At 43.3% G+C, this 14,870-nt stretch carries 19 protein-coding genes; 7 read left to right on the forward strand and 12 right to left on the reverse strand.

Going from position 1 to position 14,870, the window contains the following annotated elements; translation table 11 throughout:
• Window positions 1-49 precede the first annotated feature (49 nt).
• The 3 genes from AB1K89_RS10905 to rpmG form a co-directional block, all read right to left on the reverse strand.
• The gene (locus tag AB1K89_RS10905) at window positions 50-244 is read right to left on the reverse strand and encodes a YqgQ family protein (protein ID WP_413054770.1); all 195 of its coding nucleotides are present in this window, start codon (window positions 242-244) and stop codon (window positions 50-52) included.
• The gene (locus AB1K89_RS10910; protein WP_413054771.1) at window positions 241-822 is read right to left on the reverse strand and encodes a 5-formyltetrahydrofolate cyclo-ligase; all 582 of its coding nucleotides are present in this window, start codon (window positions 820-822) and stop codon (window positions 241-243) included. Before AB1K89_RS10910 ends, AB1K89_RS10905 begins: the two co-directional genes overlap by 4 nt.
• A 62-nt stretch (window positions 823-884) precedes the next feature.
• Complete coding sequence (gene rpmG / locus AB1K89_RS10915) at window positions 885-1,034, reverse strand: 50S ribosomal protein L33 (protein ID WP_060210366.1); 150 nt, start codon at window positions 1,032-1,034, stop codon at window positions 885-887.
• Window positions 1,035-1,205: 171 nt separating this feature from the next.
• Between rpmG and AB1K89_RS10920 the strand changes: the two genes are divergently transcribed.
• Together AB1K89_RS10920 and AB1K89_RS10925 are read left to right on the forward strand one after the other, a co-directional pair.
• Window positions 1,206-1,562, forward strand: coding sequence for a hypothetical protein (locus AB1K89_RS10920; protein WP_413054772.1), 357 nt, complete (start codon window positions 1,206-1,208; stop codon window positions 1,560-1,562).
• The gene (locus AB1K89_RS10925; RefSeq protein WP_413054773.1) at window positions 1,559-2,035 is read left to right on the forward strand and encodes a hypothetical protein; all 477 of its coding nucleotides are present in this window, start codon (window positions 1,559-1,561) and stop codon (window positions 2,033-2,035) included. Before AB1K89_RS10920 ends, AB1K89_RS10925 begins: the two co-directional genes overlap by 4 nt.
• Window positions 2,036-2,079: 44 nt before the next feature.
• On the opposite strand, the gene AB1K89_RS10930 is transcribed toward AB1K89_RS10925, so the two are convergent.
• The 4 genes from AB1K89_RS10930 to AB1K89_RS10945 all read right to left on the reverse strand — a co-directional run bounded on the left by AB1K89_RS10930 (window position 2,080) and on the right by AB1K89_RS10945 (window position 7,227).
• On the reverse strand, window positions 2,080-4,275 hold the full coding sequence (locus AB1K89_RS10930) for a peptidoglycan D,D-transpeptidase FtsI family protein (RefSeq protein ID WP_413054774.1): 2,196 nt from the start codon (window positions 4,273-4,275) through the stop codon (window positions 2,080-2,082).
• 106 nt (window positions 4,276-4,381) lie between these two features.
• Window positions 4,382-4,984, reverse strand: coding sequence for a superoxide dismutase SodA (sodA, locus tag AB1K89_RS10935; protein WP_413054775.1), 603 nt, complete (start codon window positions 4,982-4,984; stop codon window positions 4,382-4,384).
• Between the two features lie 85 nt (window positions 4,985-5,069).
• Window positions 5,070-5,555 carry a DUF456 domain-containing protein gene (locus tag AB1K89_RS10940; protein ID WP_413054776.1) on the reverse strand — a complete coding sequence of 162 codons (486 nt, stop codon included), beginning with the start codon at window positions 5,553-5,555 and terminating at the stop codon, window positions 5,070-5,072.
• Between the two features lie 40 nt (window positions 5,556-5,595).
• Window positions 5,596-7,227: a Na/Pi cotransporter family protein gene (locus tag AB1K89_RS10945; protein WP_413054777.1), complete on the reverse strand. Its 1,632-nt coding sequence runs from the start codon at window positions 7,225-7,227 to the stop codon at window positions 5,596-5,598.
• A gap of 201 nt (window positions 7,228-7,428) precedes the next feature.
• On the opposite strand from AB1K89_RS10945, the gene AB1K89_RS10950 reads away from it, so the two are divergent.
• From AB1K89_RS10950 to AB1K89_RS10965, 4 genes are all read left to right on the forward strand, one after another.
• Entirely contained in the window at window positions 7,429-7,932 is a 504-nt protein-coding gene (locus AB1K89_RS10950) for a DUF1189 family protein (RefSeq protein WP_413054778.1), read from the forward strand.
• A 46-nt stretch (window positions 7,933-7,978) separates the two neighbouring features.
• Window positions 7,979-8,305, forward strand: coding sequence for a hypothetical protein (locus tag AB1K89_RS10955; RefSeq protein ID WP_413054779.1), 327 nt, complete (start codon window positions 7,979-7,981; stop codon window positions 8,303-8,305).
• 90 nt (window positions 8,306-8,395) lie between these two features.
• A complete protein-coding gene (gene ispG, locus AB1K89_RS10960; RefSeq protein ID WP_413054780.1) occupies window positions 8,396-9,520 on the forward strand; it encodes a flavodoxin-dependent (E)-4-hydroxy-3-methylbut-2-enyl-diphosphate synthase in 1,125 nt (374 codons plus the stop codon).
• Window positions 9,517-10,101 (forward strand): 5' nucleotidase, NT5C type, encoded by a 585-nt coding sequence (locus AB1K89_RS10965; protein ID WP_413054781.1) that lies wholly within the window; start codon window positions 9,517-9,519, stop codon window positions 10,099-10,101. The genes ispG and AB1K89_RS10965 overlap by 4 nt, the downstream gene beginning before the upstream one ends.
• A gap of 33 nt (window positions 10,102-10,134) precedes the next feature.
• Here the strand turns inward: AB1K89_RS10965 and AB1K89_RS10970 are convergent, their stop codons facing one another.
• From AB1K89_RS10970 to AB1K89_RS10980, 3 genes are read right to left on the reverse strand one after another with little or no spacing between them, the layout of a single operon-like run.
• On the reverse strand, window positions 10,135-10,548 hold the full coding sequence (locus AB1K89_RS10970; RefSeq protein WP_413054782.1) for a Fur family transcriptional regulator: 414 nt from the start codon (window positions 10,546-10,548) through the stop codon (window positions 10,135-10,137).
• Window positions 10,545-11,411 (reverse strand): metal ABC transporter permease, encoded by an 867-nt coding sequence (locus AB1K89_RS10975; RefSeq protein WP_413054783.1) that lies wholly within the window; start codon window positions 11,409-11,411, stop codon window positions 10,545-10,547. Before AB1K89_RS10975 ends, AB1K89_RS10970 begins: the two co-directional genes overlap by 4 nt.
• A gap of 2 nt (window positions 11,412-11,413) precedes the next feature.
• Window positions 11,414-12,178 (reverse strand): metal ABC transporter ATP-binding protein, encoded by a 765-nt coding sequence (locus AB1K89_RS10980; RefSeq protein ID WP_413054784.1) that lies wholly within the window; start codon window positions 12,176-12,178, stop codon window positions 11,414-11,416.
• A 121-nt stretch (window positions 12,179-12,299) separates the two neighbouring features.
• Between AB1K89_RS10980 and AB1K89_RS10985 the strand changes: the two genes are divergently transcribed.
• Window positions 12,300-12,536 (forward strand): hypothetical protein, encoded by a 237-nt coding sequence (locus AB1K89_RS10985; RefSeq protein WP_413054922.1) that lies wholly within the window; start codon window positions 12,300-12,302, stop codon window positions 12,534-12,536.
• Window positions 12,537-12,588: 52 nt separating this feature from the next.
• On the opposite strand, the gene AB1K89_RS10990 is transcribed toward AB1K89_RS10985, so the two are convergent.
• The gene (locus tag AB1K89_RS10990; protein ID WP_413054923.1) at window positions 12,589-13,476 is read right to left on the reverse strand and encodes a deoxyribonuclease IV; all 888 of its coding nucleotides are present in this window, start codon (window positions 13,474-13,476) and stop codon (window positions 12,589-12,591) included.
• 7 nt (window positions 13,477-13,483) lie between these two features.
• Window positions 13,484-14,785 (reverse strand): DEAD/DEAH box helicase, encoded by a 1,302-nt coding sequence (locus tag AB1K89_RS10995; RefSeq protein WP_413054785.1) that lies wholly within the window; start codon window positions 14,783-14,785, stop codon window positions 13,484-13,486.
• Window positions 14,786-14,870 lie beyond the last annotated feature (85 nt).

The following is a 14,870-nucleotide window of genomic DNA, read 5'->3' on the forward strand; positions in this document are numbered from 1 at the left end:
TTTCATTTTTAACTAAAAAAATCGGTTGGGAATCGTTCTGCTATAAGTTTTATCCGGTCCTTTTCCCCAATTCTTTTTTCAATATTAACAGTGCTGGCAAGTAATCCTCTTTCATGATCAAGCCATTATCGTAAAGCTCTTTCACTTCAGACATCATCATTTCGATATCTGTTTTTTGTTCCCCTGTATATATAAAAATGCCGAAACGTTTAAGAAGTTGCAGGACATCAAAGAAATCAGTCATTTCGCATCACGTATTTTCCGGCATTGTATCACTCGAATTTCAGTAATAATCTTATTCACTGGAATATCATATTCCTCAATGGGCACTTCTTGTGAAATCTGGTTGTCAAACGCCAAGGACACGCGGTCGCCATCGTAGTTATTCAAATAACGGTCATAATACCCACCGCCGAAACCAATCCTGTACCCATCATACGAAAATAAGACGCCGGGAACAATTTGTAGGTCAATCTGTCCTTTATCGATTGAAGTCGTCCGTCCGACAATTGGTTCCTTTAAATCCATATAAACCGTTTCAAGATCCTCAAGAGAAGTAATAATTCTGAAGTCCATCTTCCTCGTATCGGGGATGCATTTCGGCACAGCCACCCGCTTCCCTGATCTCCATGCGGATTCGATCAATTGATATGTATTAACTTCAGGAAAACGCGATACAGTAACCCCGATTGTCTGAGCCGAGGTATATTCATCACATGTATAGAGTCGTTCCAAAATCCTAGTCGATTTACTTGCATGTTCAGAATGATTCATATCTTTCATGATTGTTATCATCTGTTTTCGTTTTGATAATTTACTCATACAAGTATTCCCCCATTCTGAAATAAAAAACCAAAACCCGCGAAGAGTTTTGGCATGAGCGATTATTTCGTTTCACGGTGCAAAGTTTGTTTCTTTTCACGTGAGCAATATTTTTTCATTTCAAGACGTTCCGGATTGTTACGCTTGTTTTTCTTTGTAATATAATTACGCTCTCCACATTCTGTGCAAGCAAGTGTAATATTTACGCGCATTGTTGTCCCTCCCACTCATTGGCAATATAAATTAATATGAGCATGATTTATACGACTTTTCAATTGTATCATATCACACCGGTATGTAAAGCAGAAAGTTTCAAATTACATTCAGAAGATGCATATGTTACTATGGGAACAAAGTAATCTATTCCCGGAGGTTGTTCAATAGTGGATATTGAATTAATTTTACTATGTATTGGTATCCTATTCATCATTTTATCATTTTTCATCGGAAAATCCACCCGCAAAAGCGAAGAGGATATTGAGAACATCTCAATTAGCCTTCATCAGGAGACAAATCAATTGAAAAAGCGTTTGAAAGCCGTTGAAGAGGAATTGATGATCGGTGTCGGCCCAATCACAAATGGACAGCGACGAAAAACGAAACCCGTCCACGAAATCATCGTCAATCAAATCTTGTCCTTGAAGGCACAAGGTTATTCAATTCCTGAAATAGCCAAACGCTCTTCCCTGCCGGATGAGGAAGTTATGGAAGTATTGAAGTCCAGAGGTGTCGCCTTATGATGAAGGACATTGTAAGGGGTGTCGGAATAGGCTGCGTCTTGGCTGGAGGAATCCTTTATTTCACGAATAACGACCAAGATCCGTCCGATACGGAACAGTATAAAGCGCAGGTGGACGAGTTGCAAACCGAATTGGACAAGGTGAAAAAAGAGTTGGCTGTCGCCCAGACACTCACTTCTTCAAAAGCGGAAAAAACCTCACATGAAAGTTCGAATGAAAAGAAGGAATCTAAACCTGAAGTCGAGTCGACTTCAAAGCCCATCACTAAAATAATTTTGACAATCGAGGCCGGTTCAACATCTGCAACTGTAGCTGACAAGCTCGAACGCGCCGGAATCATCAATAGCGCGAAAGAGTTGGAACAATATCTGATTGACAACGGCTTAGCAGGACTGATTCAAATCGGCGTGCACGAAGTTGATACAACGATGGACCTTGGCACAATCGCCCGCATTATAACGAATACAAAATAAGGAAAAAAGCTGCCATTCGCCGATTATCGCGATGGCAGCTTTTCTCATTTCTCATTTGTCTCTTTTTCTTTTTCTCTATCAAATCGGCGGTCTATTTTTTGATCTGTCGTTTCAGAAGCATTGGTCTTTGCCCGCTCTTCCTTCAAGTCAAAATAGGTGTCTAGCGACGTTCTGACAATCTCTTTCATCGCTATGCCTTGAGTAATGTAATTGCCTCGATCTGTCGAAGCGTACGGAATGACGACTGCATATGCTACTTCGGGATTATCTGCCGGAGCAAATCCGACATGTGTTAAATTGACAGATGCCATGCCATATTTACTTCGATCATCTCCGTAGTAGTAGGATTGCGCAGTTCCGGTCTTTCCGGCAGCCGTATAGGGAGCCCCGTTGAATATGTTGCGTCCAGTCCCATTTGGTCCGTAATACACGTATTGCATCCCTTTTTTGACTTGTTCAATCTCTTTTTGCGTGTTGTTAATACGATTGAGGATATTCACTTTCGTCTCCTCTAGCAAAGCTCCAAGTGTCTCACCGTCTTTAGATGGTTCCCTTATTTCTTTCAACACTTTCGGTGCAACCCTGTTTCCTCCATTCGCTACAGTCGAAATATATTGCACAAGTTGCAGCGGGGTGTACGTATCGAATTGACCGATCGCAAAGTCAAGCAACTTCCCGGAACGTGTATCCGTACCTGGAATGCCCGGGAATTCACCAGGCAAATCGATCCCTGTTTTCACCCCTAAGCCGAAGGAGGCGTATGCGTTTCGCAGCCTATCAAAGCCGGCAATGTCAATTGGAAGCGCCTTATAAGGTCTGTATACTCCTTTACCTATCGAAATGGCGATTTTGAACATATAAACGTTGGAAGACCTGCCGAGCGCTGTTACATCATCAACTGCCACCCGCCCGTGCTGATTGAAAAGAGATCTTTTATTCTGACCAGCAATATTCATCGGTTCATCGATCTTCACTTCACCAACCGACAGGACCCCTTCACTATAGCCCGCCAAAACTGTCGCCACCTTGATAGTGGAACCGACTTCATAAGCGGAAGTGAAAGTCCCATACGCATAATCATGAACCTCCCATCGCCCTGAATCTTCATCCTTCACTAATCGTTTTCCAACAAGCGAGAGCAATTCTCCGTTATTTGGATCCATCATGACAAGGAAAGCCCTATCCAGCAATCCGGACCTTGGATCTTTTTTCATTTCCAGAAGCTTCTCTGAAATCAGTTTCTCTAAAGACTCCTGCAGTTCACTATCCATCGATAATACGAGATCCCTGCCCGGTTCCCCTTCCCTGACTGTTTTCGTTTCGATGACGCGGCCCGTCCGATCTTTCACATTTTTAACGATCGTTTTCTGGCCTTTCAATAACTCTTCATAATATTGTTCGAAATAGCTTCGTCCAATCCGATCATTCCGTGAATAATCCCTCGCCAAATAATAATCAAGATGACTTCGCGGAATTCCTTCAATCGGACTCGTCATCGTACCGAGAATCGTACTGTCCGAGAATTTCACACGATCCCAATCTGTCGTCGTGTTGACTCCTTCAAATTCATTCAACCGCTCCGATACGGCAGCAAATTCCTCCTCTGTGACATTCCCGCTTTTAATGATTTGAGGGGAGTAGGCATATCCTGACATCATTTCCCGATAAATAGCCAACACTTCAAGCTCATGGTCCGTGAATGAGTTCAGTTCCTCATCGGTAATCCTTTCACGCGTCAATCGGGTCACTTCACGTTGGATGTCATGTTTAGATACGGTGCCGTCTTTGCCGATTTCCTTCAACTCTTTATCGCTCACTTTGGCGGCCGCTTCGTCTGGGTTCAATAAAATCCAAAAATCGCGTTTATCGCCGATCGTGACTCTTTTCGTATCCTGTTGGATCAATTCCGATAGAGCTTCAGCGATTTCCAGCATCTCCCTTGAAGTAGTTGAAGTTGTTTTCGTATATGTTATGGCATTCATTGGTTTATTATCGACAAGGACCTTTCCAGTGCGGTCATAAATTCTTCCACGTGGAACGCTAGTGTTGACCGCGATTTCCTCGGTCCTTTCCAATAATCTTGTATAATCTTCACCTTTGACGATCTGCAAGTATCCAAGTCTGAAAATGAGCAAGGAAAAAAGGATGAAGATGGAGAAGAATAGAAGGTTCATCCTGAATGCAATATGTTTCCGTTGTCGGATTTTCGCTTGATCAACTTTGCGCATCGGCTTTTTCATATGTATTCCCCTTACTTAATTAGTCCAATTTGAATTATAGCATTCTAAAAATAAAAAAGCATATATCCTGACGAACAGGATATATGCTTGGTTGCATGAAAATGCATTATTTACCGTAGTTTTTAGCAACTTCGTCCCAGTTCACTACATTCCAGAATGCAGAAACGTAGTCCGGGCGTCTGTTTTGGTAGTTTAGGTAGTATGCATGCTCCCAAACGTCTAGACCAAGAATAGGAGTTTTTCCTTCCATTAATGGAGAATCTTGGTTTGGAGTGGACATGATTTCAAGCTCTCCGTTATTCGAAACGAGCCAAGCCCATCCTGAACCGAAGCGAGTTGCTGCCGCTTTTGCAAATTCTTCCTTGAAAGCATCAAAGCTTCCAAATTTAGAGTCAATCGCTTCAGCGAGTGCACCCGTCGGATTCCCACCACCTGAAGGTGAAAGAATATTCCAGAAGAACGTATGGTTCGCATGCCCTCCACCGTTATTGCGGACAGCCGTACGGATGTTTTCAGGAACAGCATCCAAATTGGAAATCAGTTCTTCAACTGACTTAGAAGCCAAGTCTTCGTGTCCTTCCAATGCGTTATTCACGTTCGTCACATACGTGTTGTGATGTTTCGTGTGGTGGATGTTCATCGTTTCTTTGTCGATGTGAGGCTCCAGCGCATCGTATGCGTATGGTAGTTCTGGTAATTTGTAAGCCATTTGTCCATTCCTCCTCATTTGATACAAAATTTATCCTACACTATAAACATTATCAAAATTAGGAAGGCCATTCAATTTAAATGAACTATCGGGCAACATAGAATATGAAAATCCCGATCATCAGCAACATGACTGCGCCTTTGGAAGCTATTGAGGTGAAGAAGCCTACGATAGAGCCAATGCCTGTCTTCAAGGACTGTTTCACACCTGTCCTCGTCACTAGAAGCTCTGACAGAAATGCCCCAAGGAAAGGCCCGATGAGAATTCCCGCAACTGGAATGACGAAAGGACCTATAAGCAGCCCGACCGTGCTTCCCCACATTCCCGCCTTGGATCCTCCGAACTTTTTGACACCGACAATATTTGCGAGCGTATCAGCACCGAATAGTAAAATGACGAACAACGCTTGTATTACCCAAAATAACCAGCCCATCTCTTCGAAGGAAGCAAACAAACCATACAACAGAAAACCGCCAACGATAAAAAACACGGAAGGGATGATTGGATAGAACAATCCGATGAAGGCAACGATGAACATGAGTATTGCCGCAATCCAACCAATGATTTCCATACAATCCCCCTCCTTATCCCGTACAAATTAGATTATCAATTTACCCACGTTTGCCTAAAATGGCTTCTGCGATGTTTACGGCGTGATCACCGATACGTTCCAGATTGGAAACGATATCGACAAAGACCATTCCCGCTTGTGCAGAACAATGACCCTCATTCAGACGGATAATATGGTTTTTCCTGAATTTGCGCTCCATCTTATCGATTAACGCTTCTTGCTCAGCAACTTCTTTCGCCAATTCAATATCATTCATATCGAGTGAGCGGACAGCCTTATCAACAGTGGCAATTGTCAAAGTGAACATTTCCGTCAAATCTCCCATTGCATCTTCCGTCAATTTCACACGATTCACTTCCCGGAAATCAATCAATTCGATAATGTTCTCGAAATGATCCCCGATCCGTTCGATATCCCGAACTGTATCCATTAGCATGACGTGTCTTGCGGATTCGATCGGTGAGATGTTGACAGCAGAAATATCTACTAGATAATCCGTGATTTTTCTGTCTAGATTATTGATGGCATCTTCGATTTGATAAGCCGTTTCAGCATGTCTCTTGTTGCTTGTCTTCAAATACTCATACGTTTCTTCCATTCCTTGGACTGCGAAATCACCCATCCTAATAATTTCTTCTTTCGCTTGTCCAATTGCGACAGATGGTGATTGGTTGATAAAGTTCGGATCCAAATGTTTTGGTCTATACTCAATTGTGACGTCCTTGCCTGGAATGACTTTCGTCACGAGTAATGCCCAAGCGCCAATTAAAGGAAATTGCATAACGGTGTTCAACACGTTGAAAGTCCCATGGGCGAATGCAATCTGCATTTTACTTTCCAATGCTAAAACCCCTGAAATCCACTCAACGTAGAGGGTAAAAGGATATAGTAAAATCATGAAAACGACTGTACCTACTACATTGAATAGGACATGCGTCGCTGCAGCTCTTCTCGCTGCCACAGACGCACCGATCGACGCGAGAACTGCTGTAATCGTCGTACCGATATTATCACCGAAGAGAATCGGTAACGCGGCTTGAAGCGAAACAAGGTTCTCTGCATACAATCCTTGCAAGATCCCGACCGTTGCACTGGAGCTTTGGACGATCAGTGTAAAGACAGTTCCCGCCACGACTCCAAGTACTGGATGGTCGGCCATCGAAACTGTAAAATCGGAAAAAGCGGAAAGCGACCTGAGAGGCTTCATACCTGCACTCATCAGCTCCAACCCGAGGAATAGACCTCCGAAGCCAAAGACTACCTCTCCCACATTCTTAATCGAGTTCTTTTTGAAGAAGAAGATGAGGACTGCACCGAACGCCATGATCGGCAATGCGTATGCGCCAACATCAAGGCCAATAATGAATGCGGTAATCGTCGTCCCGATATTCGCCCCCATGATGACGCCAATCGCCTGGCGGAGGGTCATGAACCCGGCACTGACCAATCCGACTGTAATGACAGTAGTACCAGAGCTTGACTGAATGAGCACGGTAACGATTATTCCGACGAGTACACCCATGAACGGGTTTGTCGTAAACCTATCTAATATGCTTCGCAGCCTGTCCCCTGCTGCTTTTTGCAAGCCATCACCCATATACTTTATGGCGAATAGGAAAATCCCAAGACCTCCTACAAATTGAAAGATCACTTCTTGCCAATTCACTTCCATTAAATTGTATACCTCCATCATGCATTATCTTTTAGCATACCTATTATGTTGACTTTATTAACGAATTGTAAATAGAAGCGGACAAATCTTTACATTCCCTTAACAATTCGACCTAAAAAAGTCATACTTCTGTCGAATTTGGAATCGGCACTTCGCATCACGAGACATGATAGACTATCAGTAAGTAAAGGAGGTCCCGCTTTGAAGTTCCATCAATTATTTCTGGCAGCATTCCATGAACCTAAAAAACTAGCGGCTTTCCGGCTGCTTCCAATCGGCCGGGTTATCCGATATGCATTCCTTTTCATATTGCTGATGACACTAATTTCATTCACTCGATTCTCAGTCGGTGATACAGACTTGTTCGAAGCCTCCCCTGAGTTGAACGAGTATAGTGAAACGATTGGTGGGCTCATTTATCCGATGGCCTTCATTTTCCAATTCGTCATCGCAACATTTTACGTATTTGTCCGAATCAGCATCTTTGCTGCCATCGGAATATGGATTGGCAAGTTGATGAAAAGGCGTGTGGAATATCGTTTTGTTTGGCGGACTGCTGCCATCGCCATAACCGTCCCTTTATTGCTGACGATTTTTCTAGATTTCTTTCAGATTTGGGAAACTTCCGGCATCATCTTCTCGTCATTATTTCATATCGGTTATTTAATTATTGCGCTCAAGTATTATCCAAAAGCAGCCAAGTGAATACTTTCCATGTTTCCCACATATCGTGTGGGAAGGAGGAATGTTCATGCGTACTTTATTCGTAGCTATAATTCTGTTTCTTACCTTCCATATCATCCGAATCGACTTGGGGGATGGGACAATCCCTCTTGCATCATTTTTCGGGAATGAACAGCCTTGCACAGAGACGAAATTGAAAACCATACACGTTACAACAATCCAAGGAGATACGATAGAATCCCTTTTTTCCATGTATCCGGACCCAGAGACAACATTTGTTGAAAGATTATCAATATTTTATTCCCTTAATCCCCATCTTCGAAACCAGGAGCTTATCGGTGGTCTATCCATCCAACTTCCACTTTCGAATACAGGGCAGGTTAACTGCAATTGAAGATGTTTTAAGCGGTGTCCCTTGTCTTTTCATCCGATTGATTGCTAAAATAGAAATTAGTTATGAGTTTTTTAAGGAGAGAATATATCCATGAGTGAAATAATACACAGATCTAAAACTCGTCCTGTGCGAGTCGGCAATTTGACGATCGGTGGCAGCGATGAGCTGTTCATCCAAAGTATGACGACAACAAAAACGCATGATGTTGATGCTACGGTGGAAGAGATTCTACGTCTTGAGGAAGCGGGTTGTCAAATCGTCCGTGTAGCTTGTCCCGACGAAAGAGCTGCTTATTCGATTAGCGCAATCAAAGAGCGAATCAATATTCCCCTCGTCGTTGATATCCATTTCGACTATAAACTCGCATTAATTGCAATCGAACAAGGTGCAGATAAAATCCGAATCAATCCGGGCAATATCGGCCGTCAGGAAAAAGTTGAAGCCGTTGTCAAAGCGGCTAAAGCAAAAGGCATTCCGATTAGAATCGGTGTAAATGCCGGTTCACTTGAAAAGCATATTCTTAAAAAGTACGGTTATCCGACTGCAGACGGCATGGTAGAAAGTGCTTTGCATCATATTAAAATACTGGAAGATCTCGACTTCCACGATATTATCGTTTCATTGAAGGCTTCAGATGTTAATCTGGCTGTTGAAGCGTATATGAAAGCGGCAGCTGCATTCGATTATCCATTGCATCTCGGAATAACAGAATCTGGTACATTGTTCGCAGGTTCCATTAAAAGTGCTGCAGGTCTTGGAACTTTGCTATCAGCCGGCATAGGTAATACACTCCGTGTTTCACTGAGCGCAGACCCTACTCAAGAAATAAAGGTTGCCCGTGAATTGTTGAAAATATTTGGTCTTTCTTCCAACGCTGCAACGCTGATCTCTTGTCCGACATGCGGCCGCATTGAGATTGACTTGATTTCGATTGCGAATGAAGTAGAGGAATATATATCCACAATTAAAGCGCCATTGAAAGTCGCTGTATTGGGCTGTGCGGTGAATGGTCCAGGCGAAGCGCGTGAAGCGGATATTGGGATTGCTGGTGCACGCGGTGAAGGGTTGCTCTTCATGAAAGGGAAAACTGTCCGTAAAGTTCCTGAGGAAACAATGGTCGAAGAACTGAAAATGGAAATCGACAAGCTCGCCGAAGAGTATTTTGAGAAGAAACGACAAGAAGAACAGCTTTTAAAAAGCGGGGCTTCAGAATGAGGAAAATCCGATTCGGTATTGATATCGATGGGACCGTCACATGTCCGACTTCCCTTCTTCCGCATATCAATGCACAATTTGGATGCAATCTGATTTTAGATGATATTACGCAATACGATTTGACGAAAGCTTTCCCGGTTGACGAGAAAGAGTTCTTTGAATGGTACCGTGAAGCGGAAAAGACGATCTATGAAACATCCCCCGCTCAGGAGTATGCGAAAATCATTCTCATTGAATGGCGGAAGCATTACGAGCTGTATTATATTTCGGCTCGGGGGTCAAATGTTGCAGATTGTACGCATGATTGGTTCGAACGGGAGGAAATCCCTTATGATCATATCGAATTGATCGGAAGCCATCATAAAATCGAGACTGCGAAGAAGTTCGATGTCGATGCGTTTTTCGAGGATAAACATGACAATGCAGTCGATATTCACGAAGAATTGAACATTCCAGTCCTTCTCTTTGACACTCCATATAATCGCGAACCGATTCCGGAAGGTGTTATTCGAGTGAAAAGTTGGCAAGAAGCCGACCAATGGATCAAAAAGCTGTTCCCAATTGGAGAAAAAGTGAATTAAAAAGGAGTAGGGTTCAATCCCCTACTCCTTTTCTTATCCCACACAAACCGGGCATTTTCCGTAGACCTCGAATTTATGGCCTTCGATTTCATAGCCCTTTAGATTGATTGTAATCGACTCCATTGGACAATATGCAATGTTCTGCGTCTTGCCGCATGTCGTGCAAATGAAATGATGGTGATGGACGCCATGGTCGCATTGCATCCTAAAATGCCTCTCTCCATTCAGCTCGGTCTCTTCCAAAATACCAAGCTCCGAAAAAGTCGTCAAATTGCGATAGATCGTATCAAAGCTGATACCAGGATTATCTGCAGCCATGAAATTCCGGACTTCCATCGCAGTCAAATACCGATCATTGTCCGAAAAAAACTCCAAAATCGTCTCCCGATTTTTAGTCCTCTTAAATTGGCGTTCCTGTAATATACGCCAAGCTTCATCAAGTGTCATGCAAATTCCCCCTTCACTTTCCGGGTAGGCTGTTTGCCTTTTATTTTAGTCCACCCAAGGACGAGCAATAAAATGATGATCGACGTGATGACAATTGTACCTCCTGGAGCAATATCGAGATGAAATGCGGCAAACAATCCGATAATGACCGACAGCTCACCGATGATGATTGAGTACATCATTGCTCCTTTAAAGCTTTTGGCAAGCTGTATTGCAGCTGCAACCGGGATCGTCATTAACGAAGAAACGAGCAGGATTCCAACAATTCGCATCGATGCGCCGATGACAAGGGCAACAATGATCATGAAAACAATTTGAATGAATTTCCCATTAATGCCCGAAACTTTTGCATACTCCTTGTCAAATGACAAGGCAAACAATTCTTTGTAGAAAAAACGTATAAATGCAATGACGACGATTGCAATAATGACGATAATCCATAAATCCTGCCGGCTTACGGCGGAAACTGATCCGAATAGATAACCTACAAGATCTGACCCAAAGCCTTTCGCTAAAGATATGAAGATCGCTCCGAAGCCGATTCCGGCAGAAAGGATGATCGGAATTGCCAATTCTTCGAAGTGCTTATAGGCACCCCTCAGTCTTTCAATCAACAATGAGCCGCCTACCGCACTTGCCATCCCTAAATAAACAGGATTTAATGCCGAGAAGAATAGCACCGACTGGCTCAAATAGAGGCTTCCGGCAATTCCAGCCAACGCAACGTGGCTTAACGCGTCCGCAATGAGCGCTAATCTCCTTACTACGATAAAAAGCCCGAGCAACGGTGCTATGACACCGATGATCAGCCCAGAGTAAAATGCATTTTGAAGAAATTCATATGTGAATAGAGCACTGATCATGGTCATACCCCCTTCTGTTGTTGATGGACGCGCCGCACAGGGTGACCGTACCATAATGATATGTCTGCATCGTTCAACTTCTTGTAGTCCGATTGAACGCCGTGGAAGTGGATTGATCGATTCAGGCAAGCAACATGTGTCGCTAATTCAGTGACAAGATCGATTTCATGTGTAACAAGCAATATTGCGATACCGTGTTCACGGTTCAATTCATTGAGCATAGAATAGAACGAAGCTACATTTTTCTGATCGATTCCAACAGTCGGTTCATCCATGATCAATAAATCTGGTTCCCCTACCAATGCCCGCGCAATGAATACACGTTGCTGCTGGCCGCCGGATAATTCACCTATATTTCGGGAGGCGAATTCCTCCATTTTAACGATTTTCAAAGCTTCCAAAGCTTTATGTTCATCGCGCTTTGAAAATCCTTTAAATAATCCTACCTTGCGAGTGAGACCACTTTTCACTACTTCTAGAACAGTGGCCGGAAATCCTGAATTAAATGAATTGGATTTCTGCGAGACGTATCCGATGCGCTCCCGTTGCTTGAATGAATCAACGTTTTGGCCAAATAGCTTCACAGTCCCTTGATCTGCTCTCAATAATCCTAAAATAATATTGATCAGCGTCGATTTACCGGAGCCGTTCGGACCGATGAGCGCCCAGAACTCCCCTTCTTTCACTTCCAATGATATATCTTCGAGAACGGTGGTGTGCTCGTATCGAAAATTGACATTAGAACATTCAATTATCGTATTTGTCATATAGTAAAATCCCTTTCTGTTGAATGCATGTAAACAGGAACGATTACGATTACTAGTAGAGTATATAGGAAGAGTTGGTCAGACACAACTAATTGAGAAGGAATGGTGTAAATTGGATTACATGCAAATGTTGAATGAAATAAAGAGGAAAAGTGACGAGGAGGCTAAGTTGCTGGCCCAGTCGTATGGCATCAATCTATCAGTCAAAGAAATTAGAGCGTTGCGACCTTTGCTTGATGAGATTTCATTCCATTGGCTTTTTACCGGCATTCCAGAAAGCTTCATCGCTAAAGTGAAGTATGCTGTCGGAGAGAAAAAAGGAGAGGAATTGTTCCGTCATTATTTGGATATGATCTAACCGTAAAAAAACATCCCGCCAACGGAGTTTCCAATTGGCGGGGATTTTTTTATTAAACTAATAATAGCTCCCTTTGCTCAGCTTGAAATGTTTTGGATTTCAACATTTCAATTTCATATTGATAAGGTGCCTTCTTGTTTTTCGCATCGGTTCCTACGAAAGGTGTTTCAAGAATTTTAGGGATAGACATGAATTCAGGGTGATGGACGATATAGCTGAGAGCATCAAAACCGATGTAGCCATGCCCGATATTCTCATGACGATCTTTCATCGCCCCACGTTCGTTTTTGCTGTCATTGACGTGGATGACTGAAATCCTGTCTGTTCCGATAATCTTGTCAAATTCATTTAACACACCATCGAAGTCATTGACGATGTCATATCCTGCATCGTGGACGTGGCAAGTGTCAAAACAGACGGAAAGCCGCTCATTGTTATTAACGCCGTCTATGATTTTCGCAATTTCATCAAAATTCCTACCGCACTCACTGCCCTTTCCGGCCATCGTTTCAAGCGCGATGCGGACTGTCGAATCTTCAGAGAGTACCTCATTCAATCCTTCAATGATTTTAGCGATGCCGTTCTCCGCTCCTGCACCAACGTGAGCCCCCGGGTGCAAAACGATCTGGTCTGCCCCGAGAGCTGCGGTCCTTTGGATTTCCTGCTGCAGAAAGTCGACACCTAACCTGAACGTCTCAGGCTTAGTCGTATTCCCGATATTGATGATGTAAGGGGCATGTACGACGATATTGGATAGACCGTTCTCTTTCATATGCAAAAGTCCCGCTTCGATATTCAATTCTTCAATCGGTTTCCTACGAGTATTCTGAGGAGCACCTGTATAAATCATGAAAGTCGTCGCGCCGTATCCTAACGCCTCTTCACTTGAACCTAGCAGCATCTTCTTGCCGCTCATCGATACATGTGAACCCAACAGCAGAGGTTGATCATTTTTCATTTCTTCGTTTCAATCTCCTTTCCCTCTTCTTGAACTTCTCTATATCTTTAGCCATTTTCTTTTTGTATCCAGGCTTGACCTTAGAAGGTTTACGTACATACGAGGCCGCTTTCCGATCGAGATCATCAGTCTCTTTGACCCGTTTCTTCCGGGCATGGCGCTCCTTGACCTCAATCCATTCACCTTGTTTAACGTCTTCGTGGATAAATGGTATGCCCATTTTTTCAATCTGCACAATTTTGTCGTCCTCGGAAGGCTCGTACATTGTAATAGCGATGCCCTCGAGTCCTGCACGGGCTGTCCTTCCCACCCGGTGGATGAAGAACTCCAAGTCATCCGGCAACTCGTAGTTGACGACGTGGCTTACGCCAGGAATATCAATTCCTCGTGCAGCTAGATCTGTCGCAACGATGTATTGATACTCAAGGTCCCTGATCTGTTTCATCATCCGGGTACGTTCCCGAGGTGATAGATCACCATGTATCCTACCCGCTTTAATGCCATGATCCGCTAGGTAATCGGCGATCTCATCCGCATTTTGCTTCGTGTTCGTAAAGACGATCGCTAAATAAGGATTGATTGCACTCAATATGTGCAATAGCTTTTTCCTACGGTCCATGCTTCGGACCGGAACGAGCGAGTATTTCATCCCTTCCGTCAAAGGCTTTTTATTACCAATCTGAACGTGAGTGGGATTCTCCATGTATTTAGACAAGAAAGGCTTCAGTTTTTCAGGTATCGTCGCAGAAAATACATACATTTCCAAGTCCGTCGGCATTTTTGACGCGAATTTGTCGATATCTTCAATGAACCCCATGTCGAAGGCCAAATCTGCTTCATCAATAACTAATATCGATGCCGTATGGATTGCCAAAGCACCTTCTTCTGCAAGGTCACGAATCCTTCCTGGTGTGCCAACAATAATATGGGGGTTTGATTTCAACTTGTCGATGGATCGTTGCTTATCGGTTCCTCCAATTAAAAGCGAACTCCTGATACTTGTCTTTGCTGTCATTTTATTCAACTCGTCATATAACTGCAAAGCGAGTTCCCGCGTCGGTGCGGTAATAACCGCTTGTAATTCTTCCTTCTCTTCGTCCAAACGCTCAAGGATCGGAATAAGGAAGCTGTGTGACTTGCCTGTTCCTGTATGGGCTTGTCCGATTGCATTAGATCCTTTAAGGATTAATGGAATCATTTCTTTTTGTATCGGTGTCGGGTTTTCAAACCCCAGTTGGGCAATTGCCTCCCTAAGAAATGGTTTGAATTGATAATCAGTGAATTTAGACATTCATATGCCTCCTAACGTATTCCTATTGTAGCATGATTCTGTTCCGCAGTATGCGATTTTCGCATACTATAGATTGTGAAAGTTC

Origin of the sequence: Sporosarcina pasadenensis (genome assembly GCF_047228845.1) — a bacterium.
Taxonomy (GTDB): Bacteria; Bacillota; Bacilli; order Bacillales_A; family Planococcaceae; genus Sporosarcina.